The sequence below is a fragment of the Pseudomonas lutea genome (assembly GCF_000759445.1).
In the GTDB taxonomy this organism is placed as follows: domain Bacteria; phylum Pseudomonadota; class Gammaproteobacteria; order Pseudomonadales; family Pseudomonadaceae; genus Aquipseudomonas; species Aquipseudomonas lutea.
In genome coordinates, this window is the sequence record NZ_JRMB01000001.1 from 1,827,588 (window position 1) to 1,853,942 (window position 26,355).

Consider the following 26,355-nt stretch of genomic DNA (forward strand, 5'->3'; position numbering starts at 1 on the left):
TCGCATTCAATAATGAGTATCATTATGTTACACGGCGTTTGAATGCGAATGGCTACCTGACGCATTCACGCTGCACACCCTACCAGATTCGTATCGGTGACAAATGCTCGTTCCTTTTTTGATCATGCTGCGCGAAGGGATTGAAGCCGCGCTTATCGTTGGCATCATTGCCAGTTACCTGAGACAAACCGGCCGCGGCGAGTGGATGCCTGCGGTGTGGATCGGCGTGTTTCTAGCCGTCGCCCTGGCGTTGTTCGTCGGCGGTGGCCTGGAAATGGTCAGCGCTGAATTCCCGCAAAAGCAGCAGGAATTGTTCGAAGGCGTCGTCGGTCTGGTGGCCGTGGTCATCCTCAGTTCCATGGTGGTGTGGATGCGCAAGGTCGCGCGCTCGGTCAAGCATGACCTGCACCAGTCACTGGACGCTGCGCTGGCCGGTTCGAGAAACCAGACCTACGCGCTGATCGGCATGGTGTTCTTCGCCGTCGCCCGCGAAAGCCTCGAAACCGTGTTCTTTCTGCTGGCCGTGTTCCAGCAGAGCGAAGGCGTGTCCGGCCCGCTGGGCGCGCTGTTCGGCCTGATCATCGCCGTGTGCATTGGCGTCGGCATCTATAAAGGCAGCATGCGCCTGAACCTGAGCAAGTTCTTCCGCTACACCGGCCTGTTCATCCTCGTCGTGGCGGCGGGCATCCTTGCCAACTCCGTGCGTTCGCTGCATGAAGCCGGCGTCTGGAACCACTTCCAGGACGTGGTTTTCGACATCAGCGCCATTCTGCCAATGGACGGTCCGACCGGTTCGGTGCTGGCCGGCATGTTCGGATATCAGGACGCGCCGACCGTCAGCGTATTGGTGGCGTACCTGGCCTACCTGGTCTTTGCGCTGTTCCTGTTCTTCAAGCCGCAGGCGCGGGTGGTGAGTCTGCCCACCCGCCCGGCCCACGAACACGGCCACACCTCTTCCGTTACGCATTCAGTTACGAACAAATAAGGGCTCCCATGAACTCCACAGCCAACGGCCTTCCTCCGAAGAAAGCCAAGCCCTCCCGCGCTCTGCAGTTCGCCGTTGCGGGCTCGGTCGTGCTAATGATCGCCGCCGGCGCGATGTTCTATTTCGCGTCCCAGGCCGCGCAGAAAAAACGCGTGGCCAACGCCGGCAATGAAACCGTCGTGACCATCAACGCAAAGAGCTGCGAACCGAACTCGATCACCGTGCCGGCTGGCAAGAATGCCTTCCGCATCGTCAACGCATCGGACCGCGCCGTGGAGTGGGAAATTCTCGACGGCGTGCTGGTTGTCGAAGAGCGCGAAAACATCGTTCCGGGCCTGAGCCAGATCATCAACGCCAACTTGCAGCCCGGCGACTACGCCATCACCTGCGGCCTGCTGAGCAACCCGCGCGGCACGCTGCACGTGACCCCGACTGCTGAATCGGACGCCGCCGCCAAAGCGCGTCCCTCGATGGTCGCCTTCATCGGGCCGCTGTCCGAGTACCGGGTGTACCTGAGCACCCAGAGCAGCGCGCTGATCCGCACGGTCAACGACCTGCAGCAAGCCATCGACAGCGGAGACCTGGCGCAGGCGCAAAAAGCCTACGCACCGGCGCGTGCTGCCTACCAGCGCATCGCCCCTGCCGCCCAGCGCCTGTCAGAGCTGGACAACGCCATCAACGCGCGCGCCGACTACTACGAAAAACGCGAGCAAGACGCCGGTTTCGGTGGCTTCCACCGCCTCGAATTCGGTCTGTTCTCGCAGAAGTCGGTCGACGGCCTGGCGCCGGTCGTGCAGAAACTGCAAGCCGATATCGCCAGCCTGAAACAGCAACTGCTGGCCCAGAGCATCGCCCCCGAGCAACTGGCAAGCATGGTGGTGCGCAACATGCGCAGCATCGCCGAAGTGCGCAGCAACGGTGAAGAAGAACGCTACAGCCACCTGGACGTGAACGGCTTTGCCGCCAACCTGGAAGGCACGCGCAAGGTCGTCGACCTGTTGCGCCCGCTGCTCACCAAGACCTCGGGCGAGGTGCTCAAGAAGATCGACACCGCGAGCACCGCACTGGATGACCAGTTGCTGATGCTCAAGACCGCCGACGGCTTCAAGCCGTACGAACAGGTCAGCACCGAACAACGACAACAGATAGCAGACAAGGCCAAGGCACTGGCCGACGCACTCGATGGAATCGATCCGGCCCTCGGCCTCTCAGGCCTGTGAGCGTGCCCAGGCGGGTGCCCTAAGCGCCCGCCCGGCCCTGAAACCAGAGCGAAGACAGCATTCCCATGAAAGATGACTCAAAAAACTCGCCGATCTCCACTGACCGTCGCCGCGTCCTGCTGGGCCTCGGTGCCGCAGGCGCAGCGGTTGCCGGTGCCAGCCTGACCGGCAATGCGTTCGCCGCGACCCCACCGGCGCCGGCCCAAGTGACCGAAGCGCCGAAAAGCGAAAAGACCCAGGACCACAACGAGTTCCATGGCATTCACCAGAGCGGCATCGTCAACCCGCGCCCGACTGCCGGGATGATGGTGTCGTTCGACGTGCTGGCGCAGGACCGCGAAGACCTTGAGCGCATGTTCCGCACGCTGAACGAGCGCATCGCATTCCTGATGACCGGCGGCGCAGTGCCGCAGGTCGATCCGAAACTGCCGCCTCTTGATTCCGGCATCCTTGGCCCGGTGGTTACACCGGACAACCTGACCATTACTGTGTCGGTCGGGGACTCGCTGTTCGACGACCGCTTTGGCCTGGAATCGGTCAAACCCAAGCGTTTGCAGCGCATGGTCGGCTTCCCTAACGACGCCCTGGAGGCCGATTGCTGCCACGGCGACTTGAGCATTCAGTTCTGCTCGAACGCGCCGGACAGCAACATTCACGCCTTGCGCGACATCGTTAAAAACCTGCCCGACCTGCTGCTGGTGCGCTGGAAACAGGAAGGCACCGTGCCCGCCCAGGCGCCGTTGAAACCGGGCCAGGCGCCGGAAAGCGCGCGTAACTTCCTGGGCTTCCGCGACGGTTCGGCCAACCCGGACTCCAACAACCAGAAGACCATGAACGAGCTGGTCTGGGTGCAGCCGGGCAGCGACGAACCAGCCTGGGCCGCCAACGGCAGCTATCAGGCGGTGCGGATCATCCGCAACTTCGTCGAGCGTTGGGACCGTACGCCCCTGCAAGAGCAGGAAGCGATCTTCGGCCGGGTCAAAACCACCGGTGCGCCGATGGATGGCAAGACCGAGGCCGACGTTCCGGATTACCACAAAGACCCGGAAGGCAAGATCACCAAACTCGACTCGCACATCCGCCTCGCCAACCCGCGCACCGCGGAAACCCAGCGCAACCTGATCCTGCGTCGCCCGTTCAACTACTCCAACGGCGTGAACAAGAACGGTCAGCTGGACATGGGTTTGCTGTTCATCTGCTATCAGGCAGATCTGGAGAAAGGTTTCATCACCGTGCAGACCCGCCTCAACGGCGAGCCGCTGGAGGAGTACCTCAAGCCCATCGGTGGCGGCTACTTCTTCACCCTGCCGGGCGTGGTCGACCGTAACGATTTCATTGGCCGGTCATTGCTGGCTGCATCTGCCCAAACAACAAAAACTGCCTGACAACCCTTACCTCACAGGAAGAGCTCTATGAAAAAGTCGCCTCTCGCGTTGTTGCTTACCTTTGGCGTGTTGCAGACCTCGATGTCCGCGTTCGCCGCCACTGCGCCGCTGGACCTGGTGACGCCGGTGTCGGATTACAAAATCTACGTGACCGAGAACGTCGACACGCTGGCCGCTGACACTCAGAAATTTACTGACGCGATCAAAAAAGGCGACCTGGCGGCGGCGAAAAAACTGTTCCCCACCACGCGTTTGTCCTACGAATCGATCGAGCCCATCGCCGAGCTGTTCAGCGACCTGGACGCCTCGATCGACTCACGCGAAGACGATCACGAGAACGGCGTGAAGGCCGACGATTTCACCGGTTTCCACCGTCTGGAATACGCGTTGTTCTCGCAGAACACCACCAAGGATCAAGCCGTGTTCGCCGACAAGCTGCTGGCTGACGTGAAAGAGCTGCAGTCGCGCATTGCCGACATGACCTTCCCGCCCGAGAAAGTGGTCGGCGGTGCTGCCGCACTGATGGAAGAAGTCGCGGCAACCAAGCTGTCGGGTGAGGAAGACCGTTACAGCCATACCGATCTCTATGATTTCCAGGGCAACGTGGACGGCTCGAAGAAGATCGTTGACCTGTTCAAGCCGCAGCTGGAGCAGTCGGACAAGGCATTCGTGGCCAAGGTCGAGAAGAACTTTGCGACGGTGGACAAGATCCTGGCGAAGTACAAGACCAAGGACGGTGGCTACGAGACGTACGACAAAGTGAAGGAGCAGGACCGCAAGGCGCTGGCAGGTCCGGTCAATACGTTGGCTGAGGATTTGTCGCAGATGCGCGGGAAATTGGGTTTGAACTGATTTCGATGCGATGAAAAGCCCGCTTGCCGAGGGATTGGCAGGCGGGTTTTTTGTTGTTGGTGATTTTGAAGCCAGGTCCAGGGCATCTGCCTGACGGCAGATCGTTTTGCCTTCGGCGAGTCACATGATAAAGCCCTGCCTTCGGTTTTAAAGAGCAGCCAAGAGCTTGTGCTTCTGGTTGGGCCCCTCCTCCGTCGGGGTTCATTCACTCCGGTCCCGCTCCGTGGGCCCGCGCCGAACGGACATCCATGTCCTGACGGCGCTTCGGTTTTCGACGGGTGCGCGGATCCTGGAGCCGGCTTGCTGGCGAACGCGGTGGATCTGGCAGGAAGATGGCGGCTGGCTAAACGCTTTCGCCAGCAAGCCGGCTCCTACAGTAGGTTGCATTCAGCCAGCAAGGCCAGCACAGCCAGCGTGAGCGGCACTTCAGCCGGGAAGAGACGCGAAGCGTCATGGAATGCATACCCACGCGGAGCGTGGGCACGATCGGCAACGGACATCCATGTCCTGACGGCGCTTCGGTTTTCGACGGGTGCGCGGATCCTGGAGCCGGCTTGCTGGCGAACGCGGTGGATCTGGCAGGAAGATGGCGGCTGGCTATACGCTTTCGCCAGCAAGCCGGCTCCTACAGTAGGTTGCATTCAGCCAGCGAGACCAACGCGGACGGTGAGATCGGCGTTAGCCGGGAATGGACGCGGAGCGTCTTGGGATGCATATCCACGCGGACCGTGGGCACGATCGGCAATGGCATCGGCAACCGTGGTTTCGACGGTTGCGCAGATCCTGTAGGAGCCGGCTTGCTGGCGAACGCGGTGGATCTGGCAGAAAGATGGCGGCTGGCTAAACGCTTTCGCCAGCAAGCCGGCTTCTACAGTAGGTTGCATTCAGCCAGCGAGACCAACGCGGATGGTGAGATCGGCGTTAGCCGGGAATGGACGCGGAGCGTCTTGGGATGCATATCCACGCGGAGCGTGGGCACGATCGGCAACGGACATCCATGTCCTGACGGCGCTTCGGTTTTTGACGGGTACGGAGATCCTGTAGGAGCCGGCTTGCTGGCGAACACGGTGGGTCTGGCAGGGAGATGGCGGCTGACTAAATGCGTTCGCCAGCAAGCCGGCTCCTACAGTAGGTTGCATTCAGCCAGCGAGACCAACGCGGACGGTGAGATCGGCGTTAGCCGGGAATGGACGCGGAGCGTCTTGGGATGCATATCCACGCGGAGCGTGGGCACGATCAAGGGCAGATCAAGGGCAGATCAACAGCTTCCCGGCTAAAGCCGGTCCCACAGGACACCGTGCATTGAGTGGGGTCTGGCTTCAGCCGGGAAGAGGCCAGATTGTTCGTCATTGGTTTTGCGGCATCATGATCGACGCTTTCCCGGCTGAAGCCGGTCCCACAGGACACCACGCACACTCAGTGGGACCGGCTTTAGCCGGGAAGCCTTTGCTTGCCTTGCTTTGCTTTTGATCTTCGTGTGCAAGAAGTCCAGACGACCCCACACGCGACTTGGGTGCTGGCCGAGCGCAGACGACGCGCAGTGGGCCGAGCCGCATGGATGCGGCGAGAGCGCCGTCAGGACATGGATGTCCGTTCGGCGCGGGCCCACGGAGTGTCGTCGGAGTGAGGGAACCCGACGAAGTCGGGCCAAACCAGGAGCAGGGCCTTTTTGGTTACTTTTTCGGCTCTTGGAAAAAGTGACCCGCCGTAAGGGCGGAACCAATACACGCGTCACCACCGATAATGGATATAAACATCGATTCAAAAACAACCCGGGTCATATCCCGCTAAACCAGTTGTACCCCTGATCCTCCCAATACCCCCCCGGATTCTCATTGCTCACCACAATCTCGACGATGTGCTTGGGATTCTTGAACCCCAACTTCGTCGGCACCCTCACCCGCAACGGATAGCCATACTCCGGCGGCAACGCCACCTCGGCAAAATCCAGCGCCAGCAGCGTCTGCGGATGCAAGGCCGTCGGCATGTCCAGACTCGAGTAATACCGATCGGCACACTTGAAACCCACAAACTTCGCCGTCGTGTCCGCCCCGACATGCTCAAGGAACGTGCGCAGCGGCACACCGCCCCACTGCCCGATTGCGCTCCAGCCCTCGACGCAGATCAACCGCGTGATATCGCTGCGCTGCGGCAACTTGCGCAGCCCCTCCAGCGTCCACGGCGCCTTGTCACGCACCAGCCCCGACACGCCCAACTTCCAGTCGGCGGTGTCCAGTTCCGGGATATCGTCCTCGCCGTAGAACGCGTTGAACGGAAACGGATTCCGCACCTGATCCTTGCTGAACGTCGGCGCCAGCTTCTGCCCGCTGAACAGCCAGGCCTGAACCCGGTCATTCCAGCGGGACATGCTCCACAGCACCTTGTCCACCTGATCGCCGTCCTGCAGGTTGCAACCGGTGAGCATCGCCATCGCGCCCACGGTCAGTCCGCCCTTGAGGAAATGCCGACGCTGCAGACTTTCCAGCTGAATCTGCTGCGCCGGTTCCAGCTTGATGCGCGCAATGGCGCGTTTTTTAGGCTCAATCATGCTCGACCTTCCCGCTCTCAATCCCACGCGTGCCGCCAGTGATCATCGGCAGCAGGGTTTTCGGCACCATCAGCACCAACACCAGATGCACCACCACGAAGCCGCCAATGAACGCCATTGCTGCGAAATGCACATACCGCGCGAAGTCGTAGCCGCCGAACACAGCGGTCAATTCCTGCAGCTGAATCGGCTTCCAGATCGCCAACCCTGTCAGCACAATCAACACGCCTGCGGCCAGCACCAGCCAATACAGCAGGCGCTGCACCGCGTTGTACACACCCTTCTCGTGCTTGAGGCGAAAGCGCAGCGCATCGAGCATGTCGCGTTTGACGGCGTTGGGCGTGACCGGCAGGAAATCGCGCTTGAAGTGCCGACTGAGCACGCCATACAGGAAGTAGACAAGGCCGTTGATCACCAGCAGCCACATCACTGCGAAGTGCCACGCCAACGCGCCGCCCAGCCAGCCGCCCACGGTGAAGTCACGCGGGAAGGTGAAGCTGAACAGCGGCGACGCGTTATAGATGCCCCATCCGCTCATGAACATGCAGACCATGCCAAAGGCATTGATCCAGTGCGTGAGGCGGATGGGCCATGGATGAATTCTGGTTTTTTTCATGGTGCGAGACTCATCACGGGTAAATTCGGTACATCAGCAACAGCAGGAGCGCTTGCCCGCGAAATCGGCATGCCTGCCAAAGAACGATTAGCTGACACACCGTCATTGCGGGCAAGCGCGCTCCTGCACACTGCGCCGCGGCGCCGTGAGGCGCCGCAACCCGCTTACATCGGCGGCTGGAAGCCGTCTTTACCGACCGCTACGCCGCGAGCGGTTTTGCCGTCTTCGCCTGGGAACACCACGATTTTCGCGCCCTTGACCAGCTCATCAACCTTGCCCGGCTGCACATAGGCAATCGGCACGTCTTCCGGCACGACCAGCTGCTTCTCGCCGCCTTTGTAACCGACGCTCAGGGTACGGCCGTTGGCCTTGCTCAATTTACCCACGGTGCCGTTGGTCATGGTGCCGGTGCTACCGTCGGCGTTTTCCCAACCGTAGTGACCTTCGCCGCTGCCCTTCAGGCTCGGTTCGAACACGGTCACTTCCAGCGCTTTGAGGGTGCCGTCGGCCTGGGGGATGGCGGCGGAACCGATGAAGCTGTCGGATTTGATCGACTCGACGTCAGTCTTCGACACCAGGCGGATGCCGGTCTTGTCGCTCAGACCGATGCTCTGGTGGGCACCGGAGCGGGTGGTGAAATTCAGGGTGTTGTTGTCGACGCTGTCGACCGTGCCGCGCAGTGGCTTGACCACTGGCATGTCACCGGCGGCCATGCCGGCTGCGGAGGCCATGACAGCAGCGCTGAGCATCAGCATGCCGAACGTGGTGGACAGGGCTGTCTTCATCTTCATCGGTAAAATCCTCAGGGCAGTTCGGGAGAGTTGGACCAGAGCGTCTTGGTGTTGCATGGCAGCCATCCTGTACCCGCAACCGGCACCGGACAATGACCGCCCGATTACATTTTTGTCATTCGGCGGCGAGGCGGGTCATGGCCGCGATCAATGACAAAAATGTAACCGACCTCGTCTCCCCAGTTGTTTACACTCCTCATCCGGCGCGGCCTGTAGCCCGCTGCATCAGGCCTCACCCCTCCTGACATCCCACGCCGGCGACGCTGCCAACGACGTGAAGCGAGCATGACCGACGATGCACATTCTGCTTATCGAAGACGACACCAAGACCGGCGAGTACCTGAAAAAGGGCCTCAGCGAGTCCGGTTACAAAGTTGACTGGACCCAGCACGGCACTGACGGCCTGCACATGGCCCTGGAACACAACTACGACCTGCTGGTGCTCGACGTGATGCTGCCGGGCATCGACGGTTGGCAGATCATTGAAATTCTGCGCGCCAAACAGGACGTGCCAGTGCTGTTCCTCACCGCCCGCGATCAGTTGCAGGACCGCATTCGCGGGCTGGAACTGGGCGCAGACGATTATCTGGTCAAGCCGTTTTCCTTCACCGAATTGCTGCTGCGCATCCGTACGATCCTGCGCCGGGGTGTGGTGCGCGAGGCCGACCACTTCCACCTCGCCGACCTTGAGCTGGACCTGCTGCGCCGTCGTGTCACGCGCCAGCAGCACGTCATCACGCTGACCAACAAAGAGTTCGCGCTGCTGCACCTGTTTCTGCGTCGCGAGGGCGATGTGTTATCGAGAGCCCAGATCGCCTCGGAAGTCTGGGACATGAATTTCGACAGCGACACAAACGTCGTCGATGTGGCGATCAAACGACTGCGCAGCAAGGTCGACACGCCCTACCCGATCAAACTCATCCACACCGTGCGCGGCATCGGTTACGTCTGCGAGGTGCGGCCATGCGAGCCCGACGCCAGCCATCCCTGACCCTGCGCGCGACGCTGGCGTTTTCGGTCGTCGCCATGCTCGCCGTCGGCAGCGCCGGCATGTACCTCTACGAGACCATGAAAGGCGCGGTCATGACCCGCAGCGACCATGCCGTGCTGGCGCGGCTGGATCACTTTCGCAAATTGCTGCAGTACGACCTGACCCTGGACACGCTGCAGAGCAGCCCGCAGTTGTTCGAAAACATGCTCGACAGCGAAGACGACATTTTCATCATCACCGAGTCGGGCAAGCCGGCCGTCATCATGGTCAATCCGCTGCACGCGCCGCTTCCGCAAATGCCGGTCGTGCCCACCAACCGGCCGCTGAGCGTTGACGACATGCGCAGCGGCCGGCTCGATTCAGGCGTCCCCATGCGCGCGGCGACGGTCGAGGCCGTTTCCGGCGGCAAGCTCGTGCACCTCACGGCAGCGCACATTGCGGTCAAGGAAATGGCCACGCTGGCCGGCTTCCGCAACCGCATCCTGTTCGCCGTTGCACTGGCGTTCGTGTTCACCGCACTGCTCGGTTACCTGCTGCTGCGCCGGGGCCTGCGGCCGCTGCGCAAGATGGCCAGCCATGCCGCAGCCATCACCCCGGCCCGGCTGGACAGCCGCATGGACAACAGCGACACGCCGGTGGAAGTGCAGCAGCTGGGTGAGGCCTATAACGCGATGCTTGATCGGCTCGCCGACGGCTACCAGCGGCTGACGCAGTTTTCGGCCGACCTCGCCCATGAGATCCGCACGCCGGTGGGCTCGCTGATGGGCCATTGTCAGGTCGCGCTGCGACAACCGCGTACGGCGGACGAATATCAGGCGCTGCTGGCCTCCAACCTTGAGGAGCTGGAGCGTATCTCGCGGATGGTCGAAAGCATTCTGTTTCTGGCCCGCGCCGATGAAGCCCAGGCAGCGCTGAATCGCCAGACGTTGGCGTTGGCGGACGAACTGCAGCGGGTGGCGGGCTATTTCGAGGGGTTGGCCGAGGAACGTGAAATCACCTTGCGCACAGAGGGGCAAGCGCAACTGGACGCCGATCCGCTGCTGTTGCGCAGGGCCTTGAGCAATCTGGTGGCGAACGCCATACGCTACGCCGACGAAGGCAGCACCATCGACATCCGCGTCATTGAACGCAACAAACACTGCCGCATCGAAGTGGAGAACCAGGGGCCGACGCTGGACGACGCCACCCTGGGCAAACTGTTCGACCGCTTTTACCGGGGCGATGCCTCACGCCACCAGAGTTCGGACTCCAACGGCCTGGGCCTGGCCATCGTCGCCGCGATCATGCAGCTGCACGGCGGCGAAGTGACCGCTGCCCAGCCCTCGCCGGGGCGAATCTGTTTCAGTCTGGTGTTTCCGATCCGTTGAGCGGCTCTCAAGAACGCCGCGTCCCCTGTAGGAGACGCCGGAGGCTACGACGGCAGCGAATGCGGTGTTTCAGTCATCCAGGTGCGCGCCGCTGAACCGCTTTACGCCATCAATCCCTGAACTACCTCATGCCTTCTTGTCGTGGGTCGCGACCAGTTTGTAGAACGTCGCCGCGCCGCCTTCGGTGGCATAGCCGGCATTGTCCTGCGTGTACACGCCTGCCTTGAAATACAGCGGCTTGCCTTTCCAGGACAGGTCGAGCTTGGCGCCCCACTGCATGTCGTAGGCATTGACGGTCAGGTTGCCGGCCTGAGTCAGGTGGATGGTGTAAGTGAAGCGTTGCTTGAGCAGCACGCCGGTTGCGACCTGAATGACTTCGGGCTCGGAAGTCGGCGTCGCGCGATATTTCACGACGAGGTTGCCGGTCTTGGTTTTTTCCTTGTACTGGTATTCGAGCTTGAGCAGCGGCTCGGTACTGCCATAGGCGTGGATCTGGCCGATGACGATTTTGCCCGTCGAAGGCACTTGGTCCACGGCCAGCGCCGCACGCAGGAAATTGTCCGCGTCAGAGTACGTCCAGTTGTGAACCGTACCGTTGGCGTAAGTCTCACGCAGTTCAGTACGGGGGAATTTGGCATTGTCAGTCCTTGACCCTGTAACCGGCGCCCAGAAGAACAAAGTGTCCCCTGAACGGAAGTAACCATCCTGGTAACCGCCGACAAGTTTTGGCGTGTCGATGGTGGCGGCTGCGATACCGACCGGTATAGAAAGATTCCAGATAGCGAGATCAATCATGGGTGCACTCATGGTGCGCGTTGCGCACAGCAAAGAAGGTGTCTGGAACAGGCCTGTGACTGCCGTTCCCGTCGTCTTTGCTATCGGCTGAACCGGTTTATCTTTAGTCGTCCCCGGAGTCAAGAAACCGCCGAAACGGCGCTTTCCACCATAAAAGCCACTATTGCGCCACCACCCAGCTCAAAACCCACGAATCCCCCGAATGTGTAAAGCCAGCGAATCACGCGGGCCGTAGCTATTAATTTGGCGCCATTTTTTTGGAGTGGCGCTTAGACGGCGCTGAAAAAAATAGTTCATTGACCAGACCGACACCCGACAGGCGGTATGGGATCGAGCGAACTTTCCCGCGCGTTTCGTCGCCTGTAGTCAACGGCGCCACAGGTTTAACGTTCCTATCAGTCGTGGGCGATGCTCGGGCAGGTTGGCATTCCGTCTGTCTCAGCCCGCAATTTTCCATTTGACGACCGTACTTTGTTACAGGATATTATAGTTAGCTTCCTAATAATGCAGCGTCTAATCATTCACCTGCTAACCAACCTGCAGCGCATCATTGGCCACCTCATGAACCTCGACACCTTGCAAATGCGCATCACCGGCGGCGTCGTCGCCGCCTCTCGGCAGTGGCGCCGTGTGTGCCAGACCACGCTGATCAACGTCGGGGTGACCGAGGCCTGTGCCGGCCCGCTGTTGATGATCGCCCGACTGGGTGAAGGCGTTCGGCAGGTGACGGTGGCCCAGGCCTGCGGGCTCGAAAGCCCTTCTCTGGTGCGCCTGCTCGATCAGCTTTGCAAAGCCGGCCTGGTGCAGCGCACCGAAGACCCCACCGATCGACGCGCCAAGGCCTTGAGCCTCACCGATCAGGGCCGCGCCCTGGCCAATTCGATCGAAGAAGAACTGATCCGCCTGCGCCGCGACATCTTCGGCAACGTCGACCCCGCTGACCTTGAAGCCACGCTGCGGGTGTTCAACGCCATCGCACTGGCTACGCCGATGACCCCGGAGGCCTCGTCGTGAACGGCAGGTTCAAGGGCTTTTTCGACGGCGTACCGCCCGGCCGCGACTGGTTCTACGGCGTGCGCACCTTTGCCGCCTCCATGCTCGCGCTGTACATCGCGCTGATGATGGAGCTGCCCCGACCATACTGGGCGATGGCGACCGTCTACATTGTTTCGAGCCCGTTCGTGGCACCCACCAGCTCCAAAGCGCTGTACCGCGCCGCCGGCACGCTGCTGGGCGCGGCGGCGTCGGTCATCGTCGTGCCGATGTTTGTGCAGACGCCCTTTTTGCTGGCGATCGTCATTGCCTTGTGGACCGGCACCCTGCTCTTCCTCTCCCTGCACCTGCGCACCGCCAACAGCTACGCGCTGATGCTTGCCGGCTACACCATGCCGTTGATTTCCTTTCCGGTAGTCGACAACCCCCAGGCGGTGTTCGACATCGCTGTGTCGCGCACCGAAGAGATTTTCCTCGGCATCGTCTGCGCCGCTGTCGTAGGCGCGATGTTCTGGCCGCGTCGCCTGGCGCCAGTGCTGGTCGATGCCATGGGCAAGTGGTTCAAGGATGCCTCCGCGTACAGCGACCTGTTCCTCTCGCGCAGCGCCAACCCGGAAGCGGTCGGCGGCCTTCGCACGGCCATGGTGGGCACGTTCAACAGCCTGGAGTTGATGATCGGCCAGTTGCCCCACGAAGGCGCGCACCGCCAGACCGTGCGCAACGCCAAGGAACTGCGCGGGCGGATGATCCACCTGCTGCCGGTTATCGATGCGTTGGACGATGCGCTGTGGGCACTGGAGCGACGCTCTCCCGAGCATGTCGCCGAGCTCGCGCCGCTGTTGATCGAATGCCGCGACTGGGTCGAACAGACCGCCCAGGGCGCGCCGGTCAAGTACTGGCAGGCGCTGCACGACGAACTCGACCGTCTGCAACCGACCCCCGCTCAAATCGACGACCGTTGCCAGCTGTTGCTGTCCAACGCCTTGTACCGCCTGCGTGAATGGATCGACCTGTGGCAGGACTGCCGCAGCCTGCAACACGCCATCGAGACCGATGACCACTCACCGTGGCGTGCGGTTTACCGCCATTGGCGGCTCGGTCGGCTGTCGCCGTTTCTTGACCGCGGGATGATGCTGTATTCCGTGGCGACTTCGGTCAGCGCGATCATCGTGGCATCGGTGTTGTGGATCTTGCTGGGCTGGCAGGATGGCGCCAGTGCCGTCGCGCTGGCGGCCGTCTCGTGCAGCTTCTTCGCCGCCATGGACGACCCGGCGCCGCAGATTTACCGGTTCTTCTTCTGGACGATGATGTCGGTGATCTTCGCCAGCCTTTACCTGTTCGTGGTGCTGCCCAACCTGCACGATTTCCCGATGCTGGTGCTGGCGTTCTCGGTGCCGTTCATCTGCGTGGGTACGCTGACCGTGCAGCCGAAGTTCTACCTCGGCACGCTGCTGACCATTGTCAACACCTCGTCCTTTATCAGCATTCAGAGCGCCTACGACGCCGACTTCCTCAACTTCGTCAATTCCAACCTCGCGGGGCCGGCGGGCCTGGCGTTCGCCTTTGTCTGGACGCTGATCGTGCGGCCCTTCGGCACGGAGGTGGCGGCCAAGCGCCTGACCCGTTTCAGCTGGCGCGACATCGTTTCCCTCAGCGAAGAGGCTTCGCTGGCCGAACATCGGCAGATGGGCGTGCGCATGCTTGATCGCTTGATGCAACACCTGCCGCGTCTGGCGATCACCGCTCAGGACTCCACCAGTGCGCTGCGTGAAGTACGCGTGGCCTTGAACATGCTGGACCTGCTGGCCTACATGCCACGTGTCGAGCCCGCACCACGTCGGCTGCTCGGCCAGGTGGCCAGTGAAGTCGGTGCGCACTTCCGCGCCTGCCTCAAAGCGCGTGAGCGTTTGCCCGCGCCCAAGGGTCTGTTGATGACCATGGACCGCGCCCGTCGCGCCCTGACCTTCAACAGCACCGGCGATGACAGCGCCCGCATGAACCTGCTGCACGCGTTGAGTGGTCTGCGCCTGGCGCTGCTGCCGGGCGTCGAGATTGTCGATGTGCTCGCCGAGCAGGAAGAACAACCGCCGTATGGCATCGATGGAGCGCCGTCATGATCGGTGATCTGGACATCAGCGGGATCTTCCTGCCGACCTTTCTGGTGCTGATGGGCATCGCGTACCTGATTTTTCTGGTGGTGCACGCCGTGTTGACGCGCGCCCGCTTCTATCGCCTGGTCTGGCACCGGGCTTTGTTCAACGTCGGTCTATACGCACTGCTGCTCGGCGTCGTGGATACCCTTAGTCGATACCTGATGAAATGAAAAAACCTCTGCTGACGCTGGGCCGCGTGGTCCTCACCCTGCTGGTTGTCATCCTTGCCGCCATCGTCGTCTGGCGCATGGTGATGTATTACATGTACGCGCCGTGGACCCGCGACGGGCATATCCGCGCCGACGTGATCCAGATTGCGCCGGATGTGTCCGGCCTGATCGAAAAGGTTGCGGTGAGCGACAACCAGCCGGTCAAGAAAGGCCAGTTGCTGTTCACCATTGACCAGGACCGCTTTCGTCTGGCCCTGCGTCAGGCGCAGGCCACCGTGGCCGAGCGCAAGGAAATCTGGCAGCAGGCCCAACGCGAGAACCGCCGTAACCGCAGCCTTGGCAATCTGGTGGCCCGCGAGCAACTGGAAGAAAGCCAGTCCCGGGAAGCCCGCGCGCTCTCGGCATTGAATGAAGCGCAGGTGGCGGTCGATTCGGCGCAGCTGAACCTGGACCGCTCGGTGATCCGCAGCCCGGTGGACGGCTACCTTAATGACCGTGCGCCGCGCGACCGCGAGTTCGTCAGCGCCGGGCGCCCCGTGCTCTCGGTGGTCGACAGCAACTCGTTCCACATCGACGGTTATTTTGAAGAAACCAAGCTGGACGGGATTCACATCGGCTCAGCGGTGGACATCCGTGTGATCGGCGACAACGCCCGCCTGCGCGGCCACGTGGTGAGCATCGTTGCGGCCATTGAAGACCGCGACCGCAGCAGCGGCTCGAACCTGCTGCCCAACGTCAACCCGGCCTTCAGTTGGGTACGTCTGGCCCAGCGGATTCCGGTGCGCATCGCCTTCGATGAAGTGCCGGCCGACTTCCGCATGATCGCCGGACGCACCGCGACGGTGTCGATCATCGATGGCGATCAGGACAATGCTCGCGTTGATAATCAGCCCGACACGTCAGGAGCCCCTAAATGAAACACCGCGCACGCCTGCTGACCGTGGGCATGGGCCTGCTGCTGTCGGCCTGCACCGTGGTCGGCCCGGATTACACACTGCCAAAAGATGCAGCGGTTAACCGCCCTGATCTGCAGGGCGAGCTGGCCGGCGCTTCGTCCAACGTGGTGTCGGCGCCCGTGCCGGGTGACTGGTGGCGTCTGTATCACGATCCGAAGCTCGACGAGCTGGTGCGCCAGGCGCTGGCGTCGAGTACCGACCTGCGCGTGGCTGCCGCTAACCTGCAGCGGGCACGCTTCCAGATGAGCGAGGCGGACGCGGCGGGCGGCTGGAGCGGTACGGCCAAAGCCGGCGCACAGCGTTTGCAGGAAGCCGGTCAAGCCTACTTGTTGCCTGAGAAAGTGCCGGTGGCGAACGTCGGCGACGTCGGCCTGACCACTTCGTACCAGTTCGACCTGTTCGGCGTGCTGCAGCGTGGCATCGAAGCGGCGCAGGCCAACGCCGACGCGACCCAGGCGGCGGCGGACACCGCGCGCATCACGCTGGTGGCCGATGTGGTGCGGGCGTACACCCAGGTCTGCGCGGCCAATGAAGAGCGCAACATCGCCCTGCACTCTCTGGACTTACAGCAGCAGAGCCTGAACCTGACCCAACGCCTGCGTGACGCCGGCCGTGGCGATGAGACCCAGGTGACGCGTTCGCAAACTCAGTTCAGGTCCTTGCGCGCCGAACTGCCGCGTTACGAAGCGGCGCAAAAGGCCGCGTTGTACCGGCTGTCGATGCTGCTGGCGCGTCCGCTCAATCAATTGCCCCAGGGCGTGGCCGACTGCGCGGAACTGCCGCACATCGCGCAAGTGATGCCGGTCGGTGATGGCGCAGCGTTGCTCAAACGTCGCCCTGACGTGCGTCAGGCCGAACGGCGGCTGGCGGTCTCCACTGCCGCGATTGGTGTGGCCACCGGCGAGTTGTACCCGGACATCAGCATCGGCGCGACCGTCGGCACCGTCGGGATTCTCGACGAGCTGGGCGATCCATCGACCAATCGCTGGGGCTTTGGCGGGGTGATCAACTGGACCATCCCTTCCAACGGCGCGCGTGCGCGGATTCACATCGCCGAAGCCTCCAATCAGGCGGCCCTGGCGCATTTCGACGGTGTGGTGCTGAACGCCATCCGCGAGGCACAGACCGGGCTGTCGCAGTACACCTCGCTGCTGCAACGCCGCGACGCGCTGATTGAAACCGAAGAATCCGCGCGCCAGGCGGCTGAACAGACGCATCGTTTCTTCCTCGCCGGCCGCGAATCCTTCCTCGCCGATCTGCAAGCGACACGCACCTACACCGACGTTACGGCGCAACTGGCGGCGGCGAATACCCAAGTGGCCATGGGGCAGATCGACCTGTTCCTGGCGCTGGGTGGGGGTTGGGAAAACAGCCCTGAATAGGAGTTGTACACACCGACCCCTTCCCGGCTGAAGCCGGTCCCACATAGAGCTTGCAGTCAGCCTGTGAAACTGGCGGCGCCCTTTACTGTGGGACTGCCGGTGAACTCGACTGTAGGACTGGCTTCAGCCGGGAAGGCGTCGGGTGCCACACCGCGGAATTGATGTCGTTCACACCTGCCTCTTCCCGGCTGAAGCCGGTCCTACCAATTGACCGCGTTCGTTGTAGGACTGGCTTCAGCCGGGAAGGCGTCGGGTGCCACACCGCGGAATTGATGTCGCTCATACCTGTCTCTTCCCGGCTGAAGCCGGTCCTACTAATTGACCGCGTTCGTTGTGGGACTGGCTTTAGCCGGGAAGGCGTCGGGTGCCACACCGCGGAATTGATGTCGTTCACACCTGCCTCTTCCCGGCTGAAGCCGGTCCTACTAATTGACCGCGTTCGTTGTGGGACTGGCTTTAGCCGGGAAGGCGTCGGGTGCCACACTGCGGAATTGATGTCGCTCATACCTGCCTCTTCCCGGCTGAAGCCGGTCCTACTAATTGACCGCGTTCGTTGTGGGACTGGCTTTAGCCGGGAAGGCGTCGGGTGCCACACCGCGGAATTGATTTCGCTCATACCTGCCTCTTCCCGGCTGAAGCCGGTCCTACTAATTGACCGCGTTCGTTGTGGGACTGGCTTTAGCCGGGAAGGCGTCGGGTGCCACACTGCGGAATTGATGTCGCTCATACCTGCCTCTTCCCGGCTGAAGCCGGTCCTACTAATTGACCGCGTTCGTTGTGGGACTGGCTTTAGCCGGGAAGGCGTCGGGTGCCACACCGCGGAATTGATGTCGCTCATACCTGTCTCTTCCCGGCTGAAGCCGGTCCTACTAATTGACCGCGTTCGTTGTGGGACTGGCTTTAGCCGGGAAGGCGTCGGGTGCCACACCGCGGAATTGATGTCGCTCATACCTGCCTCTTCCCGGCTGAAGCCGGTCCTACAATGGGTGCGCAGCCCGCTCACGCACCGCGTATTCGCTTGAGATTGAACCCCTGCGGACGAGTACTGCCTGACTCTTAATGACTCAGACCCATCAGCCCGGAGGCACCCCCGATGCGCACGCTTGAACTGGCAGACAAAACCGTCCCCGTCATAGGTCAGGGCACCTGGCACATGGGCGAGGATCGCCGCCAGCTGCAGGCGGAGGTTTCGGCGCTCCAGTTGGGCATCGATCTTGGCCTGACGCTGATCGACACCGCCGAGATGTACGGCGAAGGCGGCGCCGAGGAAGTGGTGGGCCAGGCCATTGCCGGGCGTCGTGACGAGGTGGTGCTGGTGAGCAAGGTCTACCCGCACAACGCCAGCCGCGCGGGCATTCCGGCAGCCTGCGAACGCAGCCTCAAACGCATGAAGACCGATTACATCGATCTTTATTTGCTGCATTGGCCGGGCTCCTATCCGCTGGAGGAAACCGTCGAAGCGTTCGAGCGTCTGCGTGAAGCCGGCAAAATCGGACGCTGGGGTGTTTCGAATTTCGACGTGTCCGACATGATTGACTTGAACAACCCTCACTGCGCCACCAATCAGGTGCTCTACAACCCGGAAGAACGCGGTATCGAATACGACCTGCTGCCCTGGATGCAGAGCGCCAACATGCCCCTTATGGCCTACTGCCCGATCGGCCAGGCCGGCAACCTGTTGATGAACCCGGCCATTCTCGAAGTCGCGGAGCGGCATGACGCGACGCCGGCGCAAATCAGCCTGGCGTGGGTGCTGCGCCAGGACGGGGTCATCGCGATTCCCAAGGCGGTGGATCCGCACCACATCGAGCTGAACGCCGCAGCCGCCGAGATCGAGCTGTCGATCGATGATGAACTGCTGATTGACAGCTCATGGCCGGCGCCGACCCGCAAAAAATCCCTGTCGATGGTGTGATGACAGCGCTTATGCGGGGCGTGCTTGCTCTGGGCCACGTTCGGAAAGGTCCAGATTGCCAGCCAAACCCGTTTTCGTTGGCGAGACCTTTTCGCGGGCAAGCGCGCTCCTGCAATGACCGCATGCGAATCGTAACCCTTTGATACAACCCGTCACAAAACTGTCAAAACCCCTTGCGATGATGCCGCTTTCGACCCGTGCCTTCACCTGGCACTCCCCGTCTGCGAGCCTCCATGAATCAACGCATCGCGCACCATCAGGACCCCGATCTGTTTGGCCTGCTGTACGGGTTCCGCTTTCGCCCCGGCGAGCCCGGCCGCGAGCTGGATTCGACGGCGGCGATGGAATGCCTGCGCCGACCGACCGAGCCGGACGAGTTCGTCTGGCTGCACCTGAACCTTACCCACGCCAGCTGCGAACGCTGGCTGAAAACCAACCTCGACCTGCCCGACGAGTTCCTCGAAGCCCTGCACGAAGGGTCACGCTCCACCCGCATCGAGCATGTCGATTCGGCGCTGCTGGCGGTGGTCAACGATGTGGTTTTCGATTTCAATCGGGTCTCCACCGACATCGCCACGTTGTGGGTCTGCGTGCGCAGCAACCTGATGATCTCGGCACGGCACCAGCCGCTGCGCTCGGTGGATCGCCTGCGCTCGTCAGTGAAACAGGGCGAGACCTTCCGCTCTCCGCTGGAGCTGCTGGCGCACCTGCTGCGTGACCAGAGCGACGTGCTCAGCCAGTTCATGCGCAAGACCAGCATCAGCGTCGACAAGATCGAAGATCAACTGCTCGCGCAGCGCCTGAGCAACAACCGCACCGAGCTGGGCGCCATGCGCCGGGTGCTGGTGCGCCTGCAGAGGCTGCTGGCGTTGGAGCCCGGCTCGCTGATGCGCCTGCTGCACCGGCCGCCGCAATGGTTGCTGGAGGAAGACCTTCAGGAGCTGCGCCAGTCCACCGAAGAATCAGCACTGGTGATCAGCGACCTCACCGCCCTGGGCGAGCGGATCAAGCTGCTGCAGGAAGAAATCGCCGCCAACCTGAACGAGCAAAGCAGCCGCACGCTGTTCACCTTGACCGTGGTGACGGTGCTGGCACTGCCGATCAATATCGTCGCGGGCTTCTTCGGCATGAACGTCGGCGGTATCCCGCTGGCGACCGACCCCCATGGGTTCTGGGTGTTGGTTGCGCTGGTGGCGACGTTTACGTTCATTGCAGGAAGGTGGGCGTTTCGCAAGAGCCGGGATTTTTAACAGCAGAGCCACTGGCTCATCCACTGGTCCCTGAACCCCAGCAAATACACGCAAATTGTGACCTGTGTCGCATCTCTGTCACATTTTGTAATGATCATGGGCGCCATCCCACATGAACAGGACTGTGCCCCATGGCGACCCCCACACTGACCCAAGGCTCCCTGCAGCAGGGTCCCGGCCTGAGCGCCCAATTCGGGCGCAAGCCTGGCGTGCTGACGATGGTGATCTTCTTCGTCGTGCTTGCACTGGGTCTGTTTTACACCGGCTACAGCCTCAAGCAGGACATGGACGATCTGGGCACCGTCGTACTGACCTGGACGCCCTTCATTCTGCTCGGCGTGGCCTTGGTCATTGCGCTCGGTTTCGAGTTCGTCAATGGCTTTCACGACACCGCCAACGCTGTCGCTACGGTGATCTACACCCACTCCCTGCCGCCAAATTTTGCCGTGGTCTGGTCGGGCACCTTCAACTTCCTCGGGGTGCTCTTCTCCAGCGGAGCGGTGGCGTTCGGCATCATCGCCCTATTGCCGGTGGAGCTGATCCTGCAGGTCGGCTCGTCTGCCGGCTACGCGATGATCTTCGCCCTGCTGATCGCAGCCATTTTGTGGAACCTGGGCACCTGGTGGCTGGGCCTGCCGGCGTCGTCTTCGCACACGCTGATCGGCTCGATCATCGGCGTGGGCATCGCCAACGCGCTGATGCATGGTCGCGATGGCACCAGCGGCGTGGACTGGTCTCAGGCGACCAAGGTCGGTTACTCGCTATTGCTCTCCCCGCTGGTGGGCTTTACCTGCGCCGCGCTGTTGCTGCTGGCGCTGCGCATGTTCGTGAAGAACAGGGCACTGTACAAAGCGCCCGAGGGCAACACGCCGCCGCCCATCTGGATTCGCGGCCTGCTGATCCTGACCTGCACTGGCGTTTCCTTCGCCCACGGTTCCAACGACGGTCAGAAAGGCATGGGCCTGATCATGCTGATTCTGGTCGGCACACTGCCCATGGCCTATGCCCTGAACCGTGCCATGCCCGCCGACCAATCGGTGCAGTTCGCCGCCGTCGCGCAGGTCACCCAACAGGCGCTGACCAAAGCGGCGCCGCTGCCCGCGCCGGCCGACTCGCGCCAGACGCTCTCCACCTATATTCGCGACAAGCAGGCCACCCCTGACCTGGTGCCGGCGCTGGCGGTGATGGCCGGCAAGATCGGCGATCAGGTGGCCAGCTACGGATCGCTCGCCAAGGTACCGGCCGAGGCCACTGCCAACGTGCGTAACGACATGTACCTGACGTCCGAGGCCATCCGCGTGATGGACAAGAACAAGGTCGGCAACTTCGACCCAGACACTCAGGCCAAGGTCGATCAGTTCAAGCAGCAGATCGACACCGCGACGCGCTTCATTCCGCTGTGGGTCAAGGTGGCTGTGGCCATCGCGCTGGGCCTGGGCACCATGTTGGGCTGGAAGCGCATCGTGATCACCGTGGGTGAAAAGATCGGCAAAACGCACCTGACCTATGCCCAGGGCGCATCGGCTGAGGTGGTCGCCATGCTGACCATTGGCGCAGCGGACATGTATGGATTGCCGGTCTCAACCACTCACGTGCTGTCATCGGGGGTGGCGGGCAGCATGGTCGCCAACGGCTCCGGCCTGCAGATGCGCACCCTGCGCAACTTGGCCATGGCCTGGGTGTTGACCCTGCCGGCGGCCATTTTGCTGTCGGGCAGCCTGTACTGGCTGTTCACGCAGATTTTCTGATTTCAACGAGTCTCCCGTACTCACCTTCAGGCGCTTCGGCGCCTGTTTTTTTGCCCGTCGATTATGGCTGACCAGATCAGCCGACTGGCGCCAATCCACTCTAGGAGCGCCCCGCCCGCGAATGGAGTCTGCCTGGGACCACAGCTTCGCCTGACCCACCGCATTCGCCAGCAAGCCGGCTCCTACAGATTTTGCGCAGGAGGCGGAATCCCTGCCAATGCAGATCCACGGTAGGAGCGCGCTTGCCTGCGGATGGGGTCTGCCTGGGACCACAGCTTCGCCTGACCCACCGCATTCGCCAGCAAGCCGGCTCCTACAGATTTTGCGCATCAGGCGGAATCCCGGCCAATGCAGATCCACGGTGGGAGCGCGCTTGCCTGCGAATGGAGTCTGTCTGGGACCACAGCTTCGCCTGACCCACCGCATTCGCCAGCAAGCCGGCTCAGATTTTGCGCAGGAGGCGGAATCCCGGCCAATGCAAATCCACGGTAGGAGCCGGCATCCCCTGCCAACACAAATCCACTGTAGGAGCCGGCATCCCCTGCCAACACAAATCCACTGTAGGAGCCGGCTTGCTGGCGAACCCGATTATTGATTCAGTGCAGCGATGCCTTTTGGAATGCGTTCGCCAGCAAGCCGGCTCTTACAAATCGGCGATCTGTCGGGTGTTTCAGGCAGGCTCGTATTCACTGCGAAACGCAGCCATATCTCCAAACGTTATAAAAATATGGGATTCAGTTCTTTTACGGAATAAATCGGAGCCTCTATAACTGACGCACTTGTTATAAGCCAACCGTATCTGTTCGAAGGATTTCTCATGGATGTTTTCTGGTTTCTACCGACCCACGGCGACGGCCATTACCTGGGCACGACCAAGGGCGCGCGCCCGGTCACGCTCAACTACCTCAAGCAGGTCGCGCAGGCGGCGGACGATCTGGGCTACCACGGCGTGCTGATCCCCACCGGCCGTTCCTGCGAGGACTCATGGGTGATCGCTTCGGCCCTCGTGCCGCTGACCGAGCGCCTGCGTTATCTGGTGGCGATCCGGCCAGGCATCATTTCACCCACGGTCTCGGCGCGCATGGCCGCGACCCTGGATCGTCTGTCCGGCGGACGCCTGCTGATCAACGTCGTGACCGGCGGCGATCCTGATGAAAACCGTGGCGATGGCAGCTTCCTCGATCACAGCGAGCGCTACGAGGTCACCGACGAATTCCTGCAGATCTGGCGCCGCGTCTTGCAGGGCGAAGCCGTGGACTTCGAAGGCAAGCACCTGAAAGTGCAGAATGCCAAAGCGCTCTATCCACCCATCCAAAAACCTTACCCGCCGCTGTATTTCGGTGGCTCGTCCGAGGCGGCCCATGAACTGGCCTCCGATCAGGTCGACGTTTACCTGACGTGGGGCGAACCGCCCGCCGCTGTCGCCGAGAAGCTGGCGGACATCCGCGAGCGCGCCGCACGCAAGGGGCGCACCGTGAAATTTGGTATCCGTTTGCACGTCATTGTCCGCCAGACCAGCGAAGAAGCCTGGAAAGCCGCGGACACCCTGATCGAGCACATCAGCGATGAAACCATCGCCGCCGCCCAAAAATCCTTCTCGCGCTTCGACTCCGAAGGACAGCGGCGCATGGCCGCGCTGCACGACGGCCGCCGCGACAACCTGGAAATCGCGCCGAACCTGTGGGCGGGCGTGGGCCTGGTGCGTGGCGGCGCGGGCACGGCGCTGGTGGGCAATCCGCAGGAAGTCGCTGCGCGGATTCAGGAATACGCGGACCTGGGCATCGAAAGCTTCATCTTCTCCGGCTATCCGCACCTGGAAGAGGCCTACCGCTTTGCCGAGCTGGTCTTCCCGCTGCTGCCCGAGCCGTATCGCAGCCTGGCCGGCCGCGGCATCACCAACCTGACCGGGCCGTTCGGCGAGATGATCGCCAACGATTTGCCACCGCAGAAGTAACTCCGCAACCGCTCACCCTGTAGGAGTGACCGGGTGGCGCTCCTGCAGGGATAGCCCGCGTGCTGCGCGACCGCGACAAGGAGTCCTTCATGGCAGCCAGCTTACCGTTCCAACCACAAGTGACCCACATGCAGCTACTGACACTTCCGCCCTCGCCGGCTCTGGCCACGTCCGTTCGCGCCACCGCGCAAGTGTTCGAAGACCCAAGATCCCAGGCCCTGCTGGCCCATATTCAACAAGTCGCGCCCAGCGACGCCAGCGTGCTGATCATCGGCGAGACCGGCACCGGCAAAGAGCTGGTGGCGCGCCACATCCACAACCTGAGCAGCCGTCGTCATCAGCCCTTTGTGGCCGTCAATTGCGGCGCGTTTTCCGAGTCACTGGTGGAAGCCGAGCTGTTCGGTCAGGAGAAAGGCGCGTTCACCGGTGCCCTGACCGCCAAGGCCGGCTGGTTTGAAGAAGCCAACGGCGGCACGCTGTTTCTCGATGAAATCGGTGATTTGCCCCTGGCGATTCAGGTCAAGTTGCTGCGCGTTTTGCAGGAGCGCGAGGTGGTCCGCCTGGGTTCGCGCAAAAGTACGCCGATCAACGTGCGGGTGCTGGCCGCCACCAATGTGCAGCTGGAACGCGCGATCAACGCCGGGCATTTTCGCGAGGACCTGTTTTACCGTCTCAACGTGGTCAATCTGGTCTTGAGCACGCTGCGCGAGCGCCCCGGCGACATCATGCCGCTGACCCGCCACTTCATCGAGGTTTACAGCCAGCGACTGGGTTGCGGGCCGATCCAGATCAGCGCCGAGGCCGAGCACAAGCTGCGCACCTACGGCTGGCCGGGGAATATCCGCGAGCTGGAAAACGTCATTCACCACACCCTGCTGATCTGCCGCAACGGGATCATTCAGTCCAGCGACTTGCGCCTGTCGAATTTGCGCCTTGAACGTCAGGAGGACGCTTCACCGGCGGTGGACGATTCCACCGAAGCGCTGCTGGCCCGTGCGTTCCAGCGGTTGTTCGAGGAACAGGCCGGGGCGCTGCACGAGAAGGTCGAGGACGCTCTGTTGAGGGCCGCGTATCGCTTCAGCCACTACAACCAGGTGCACACCGCCCAACTGCTGGGCCTGAGCCGCAACGTCGTGCGCGCGCGGCTGATCAAGATCGGCGAACTGGCCGTCAACAAACGCCGTCCGGGTGAACAGACCCAGGGCGACCGAATGCTGCATTTGTCGGTGTAACGCGCAGGAAGGCGCTAGGTTGATCCGATCCGCCGAGCCAGGCTGATCCGAGCTCAGCTGTGGCGAGGTCCGACGATTTGTGCGGCCACTTCATACGCGTTGAACGTCATCGAGGTGGCGCGGTGCTGACGAATCAGCCCCCACATGTCCGCCTCGCCTTCTTCGGCATTCTCAAACGCGCGCTCGCAGTCGCGTTTTGACAGCCACTGCACATGGCTGAGCACCCGCCGCCGGTCTTCGCTGACCTGAACACTGGCGCAGACAAAGCCGGGGTAGGTGCGGGTGAAGCGTTCGAATCGGTCGTTGAGCGCGTCCACCAGCCCTGCCTGATGGCGCGGGTCCACGGCAAACTCGACGAACTGGCTGAACGGAAGGTGGGCGGTAACTGGGGTCATGAAGGCTCTCCAGGGATGGCGGTTGGGTGCTGAACAGGATGCGGCGCGGTCCGGCTTTAGCCCATACGTTTCTTGCGCCGGAGTGCCGCTTGCCATGCAAGCTCTGACACGGGATGCTGCGCAGGTTAAAACCTCCAGTTAACTTGAGGTCAAGCTTCTTCTGCCAGCTTCGGAGATTGCATGCCTGGACACGACGCCCCGCCCATTGCCCGCGAACTTACGGTCGGCCAGCTCTCCGCACGCAGCGGCGTGGCCATCACCGCTTTGCGTTTCTACGAAGCCAAAGGGCTGATCAGCAGCCAGCGCAACGCCGGCAACCAGCGTCGCTACCCCAGGGATGTGCTGCGCCGTGTGGCCCTGATTAAAACCGCTCAGCGTCTGGGCATCCCGCTGGCGACCATTCAGACCGCGCTGCAAACCCTGCCACAGGACCGCTCGCCCAGTCTGGATGACTGGACCCGGCTGTCCGAGCGCTGGAAAACCGACTTGAACGAGCGGATCAACCGCCTCACCGCGCTGCGCGACCAACTCGACGGCTGCATCGGCTGCGGCTGCCTGTCGATGGAGGCCTGCCCGCTGCGCAACTTCGGCGACAGCCTGGGCGAGCGCGGCGCCGGGCCGCAGTTGCTGGATCAGGATTGAGCACTGCCTCCGGGC

Annotated in this window: 22 protein-coding genes; 17 read left to right on the forward strand and 5 right to left on the reverse strand. The window is 62.1% G+C overall.

All coding sequences use genetic code 11. The features are described 5' to 3' along the window. Positions 1 to 103 precede the first annotated feature (103 nt). The 4 genes from efeU to efeO (LT42_RS07870) all read left to right on the forward strand — a co-directional run bounded on the left by efeU (position 104) and on the right by efeO (LT42_RS07870) (position 4,442). Positions 104 to 985, forward strand: coding sequence for an iron uptake transporter permease EfeU (gene efeU / locus LT42_RS07855; RefSeq protein WP_037011353.1), 882 nt, complete (start codon positions 104 to 106; stop codon positions 983 to 985). A gap of 8 nt (positions 986 to 993) precedes the next feature. Then, positions 994 to 2,205 carry an iron uptake system protein EfeO gene (gene efeO / locus LT42_RS07860; RefSeq protein ID WP_037011356.1) on the forward strand — a complete coding sequence of 404 codons (1,212 nt, stop codon included), beginning with the start codon at positions 994 to 996 and terminating at the stop codon, positions 2,203 to 2,205. A gap of 65 nt (positions 2,206 to 2,270) precedes the next feature. Beyond that, positions 2,271 to 3,590 (forward strand): iron uptake transporter deferrochelatase/peroxidase subunit, encoded by a 1,320-nt coding sequence (gene efeB, locus LT42_RS07865; protein WP_037011359.1) that lies wholly within the window; start codon positions 2,271 to 2,273, stop codon positions 3,588 to 3,590. Positions 3,591 to 3,617: 27 nt separating this feature from the next. Further along, positions 3,618 to 4,442, forward strand: coding sequence for an iron uptake system protein EfeO (gene efeO, locus LT42_RS07870; protein WP_037011361.1), 825 nt, complete (start codon positions 3,618 to 3,620; stop codon positions 4,440 to 4,442). A 1,777-nt stretch (positions 4,443 to 6,219) separates the two neighbouring features. Here efeO (LT42_RS07870) and LT42_RS07880 read toward each other — a convergent pair. From LT42_RS07880 to LT42_RS07890, 3 genes are all read right to left on the reverse strand, one after another. Beyond that, positions 6,220 to 6,990 carry a molybdopterin-dependent oxidoreductase gene (locus tag LT42_RS07880; protein ID WP_037011364.1) on the reverse strand — a complete coding sequence of 257 codons (771 nt, stop codon included), beginning with the start codon at positions 6,988 to 6,990 and terminating at the stop codon, positions 6,220 to 6,222. Continuing rightward, complete coding sequence (locus tag LT42_RS07885) at positions 6,983 to 7,606, reverse strand: cytochrome b/b6 domain-containing protein (RefSeq protein WP_037011365.1); 624 nt, start codon at positions 7,604 to 7,606, stop codon at positions 6,983 to 6,985. Before LT42_RS07885 ends, LT42_RS07880 begins: the two co-directional genes overlap by 8 nt. A 164-nt stretch (positions 7,607 to 7,770) precedes the next feature. Further along, the gene (locus tag LT42_RS07890) at positions 7,771 to 8,391 is read right to left on the reverse strand and encodes a hypothetical protein (RefSeq protein WP_037013108.1); all 621 of its coding nucleotides are present in this window, start codon (positions 8,389 to 8,391) and stop codon (positions 7,771 to 7,773) included. A 301-nt stretch (positions 8,392 to 8,692) separates the two neighbouring features. Here LT42_RS07890 and LT42_RS07895 point away from each other — a divergent pair, with 301 nt between their 5' ends. Next, a complete protein-coding gene (locus tag LT42_RS07895; protein ID WP_037011366.1) occupies positions 8,693 to 9,388 on the forward strand; it encodes a heavy metal response regulator transcription factor in 696 nt (231 codons plus the stop codon). Beyond that, the gene (locus tag LT42_RS07900) at positions 9,361 to 10,755 is read left to right on the forward strand and encodes a heavy metal sensor histidine kinase (RefSeq protein ID WP_037011368.1); all 1,395 of its coding nucleotides are present in this window, start codon (positions 9,361 to 9,363) and stop codon (positions 10,753 to 10,755) included. Before LT42_RS07895 ends, LT42_RS07900 begins: the two co-directional genes overlap by 28 nt. A gap of 126 nt (positions 10,756 to 10,881) precedes the next feature. Here LT42_RS07900 and LT42_RS07905 read toward each other — a convergent pair whose 3' ends face one another. After that, a complete protein-coding gene (locus LT42_RS07905; protein ID WP_037011371.1) occupies positions 10,882 to 11,550 on the reverse strand; it encodes a polysaccharide lyase family 7 protein in 669 nt (222 codons plus the stop codon). Positions 11,551 to 12,111: 561 nt separating this feature from the next. On the opposite strand from LT42_RS07905, the gene LT42_RS07910 reads away from it, so the two are divergent. From LT42_RS07910 to LT42_RS07955, 10 genes are all read left to right on the forward strand, one after another. Continuing rightward, positions 12,112 to 12,564, forward strand: a complete 453-nt coding sequence (locus LT42_RS07910) for a MarR family winged helix-turn-helix transcriptional regulator (RefSeq protein WP_037013109.1) — start codon at positions 12,112 to 12,114, stop codon at positions 12,562 to 12,564. Further along, a complete protein-coding gene (locus LT42_RS07915; RefSeq protein WP_037011373.1) occupies positions 12,561 to 14,660 on the forward strand; it encodes an FUSC family protein in 2,100 nt (699 codons plus the stop codon). The genes LT42_RS07910 and LT42_RS07915 overlap by 4 nt, the downstream gene beginning before the upstream one ends. Next, on the forward strand, positions 14,657 to 14,866 hold the full coding sequence (locus tag LT42_RS07920) for a DUF1656 domain-containing protein (RefSeq protein ID WP_037011375.1): 210 nt from the start codon (positions 14,657 to 14,659) through the stop codon (positions 14,864 to 14,866). The genes LT42_RS07915 and LT42_RS07920 overlap by 4 nt, the downstream gene beginning before the upstream one ends. Beyond that, positions 14,863 to 15,783: an efflux RND transporter periplasmic adaptor subunit gene (locus LT42_RS07925; RefSeq protein ID WP_037011377.1), complete on the forward strand. Its 921-nt coding sequence runs from the start codon at positions 14,863 to 14,865 to the stop codon at positions 15,781 to 15,783. The genes LT42_RS07920 and LT42_RS07925 overlap by 4 nt, the downstream gene beginning before the upstream one ends. Further along, positions 15,780 to 17,204: an efflux transporter outer membrane subunit gene (locus LT42_RS07930; protein ID WP_037011378.1), complete on the forward strand. Its 1,425-nt coding sequence runs from the start codon at positions 15,780 to 15,782 to the stop codon at positions 17,202 to 17,204. The genes LT42_RS07925 and LT42_RS07930 overlap by 4 nt, the downstream gene beginning before the upstream one ends. A gap of 1,093 nt (positions 17,205 to 18,297) precedes the next feature. Next, the gene (locus LT42_RS07935) at positions 18,298 to 19,119 is read left to right on the forward strand and encodes an aldo/keto reductase (protein WP_037011379.1); all 822 of its coding nucleotides are present in this window, start codon (positions 18,298 to 18,300) and stop codon (positions 19,117 to 19,119) included. Between the two features lie 233 nt (positions 19,120 to 19,352). After that, the gene (locus LT42_RS07940) at positions 19,353 to 20,369 is read left to right on the forward strand and encodes a transporter (protein ID WP_037011380.1); all 1,017 of its coding nucleotides are present in this window, start codon (positions 19,353 to 19,355) and stop codon (positions 20,367 to 20,369) included. 131 nt (positions 20,370 to 20,500) lie between these two features. Next, positions 20,501 to 22,117, forward strand: coding sequence for an inorganic phosphate transporter (locus LT42_RS07945; RefSeq protein ID WP_037011382.1), 1,617 nt, complete (start codon positions 20,501 to 20,503; stop codon positions 22,115 to 22,117). Between the two features lie 817 nt (positions 22,118 to 22,934). After that, positions 22,935 to 24,071 carry an FMNH2-dependent alkanesulfonate monooxygenase gene (gene ssuD, locus LT42_RS07950; RefSeq protein WP_037011385.1) on the forward strand — a complete coding sequence of 379 codons (1,137 nt, stop codon included), beginning with the start codon at positions 22,935 to 22,937 and terminating at the stop codon, positions 24,069 to 24,071. Between the two features lie 128 nt (positions 24,072 to 24,199). Beyond that, positions 24,200 to 25,303 carry a sigma-54 interaction domain-containing protein gene (locus LT42_RS07955; protein ID WP_037013110.1) on the forward strand — a complete coding sequence of 368 codons (1,104 nt, stop codon included), beginning with the start codon at positions 24,200 to 24,202 and terminating at the stop codon, positions 25,301 to 25,303. A gap of 53 nt (positions 25,304 to 25,356) precedes the next feature. Here the strand turns inward: LT42_RS07955 and LT42_RS07960 are convergent, their stop codons facing one another. Further along, positions 25,357 to 25,698, reverse strand: a complete 342-nt coding sequence (locus LT42_RS07960) for an antibiotic biosynthesis monooxygenase (RefSeq protein WP_037011386.1) — start codon at positions 25,696 to 25,698, stop codon at positions 25,357 to 25,359. Between the two features lie 180 nt (positions 25,699 to 25,878). Between LT42_RS07960 and soxR the strand changes: the two genes are divergently transcribed. After that, entirely contained in the window at positions 25,879 to 26,340 is a 462-nt protein-coding gene (soxR, locus tag LT42_RS07965) for a redox-sensitive transcriptional activator SoxR (protein WP_037011388.1), read from the forward strand. Positions 26,341 to 26,355 lie beyond the last annotated feature (15 nt).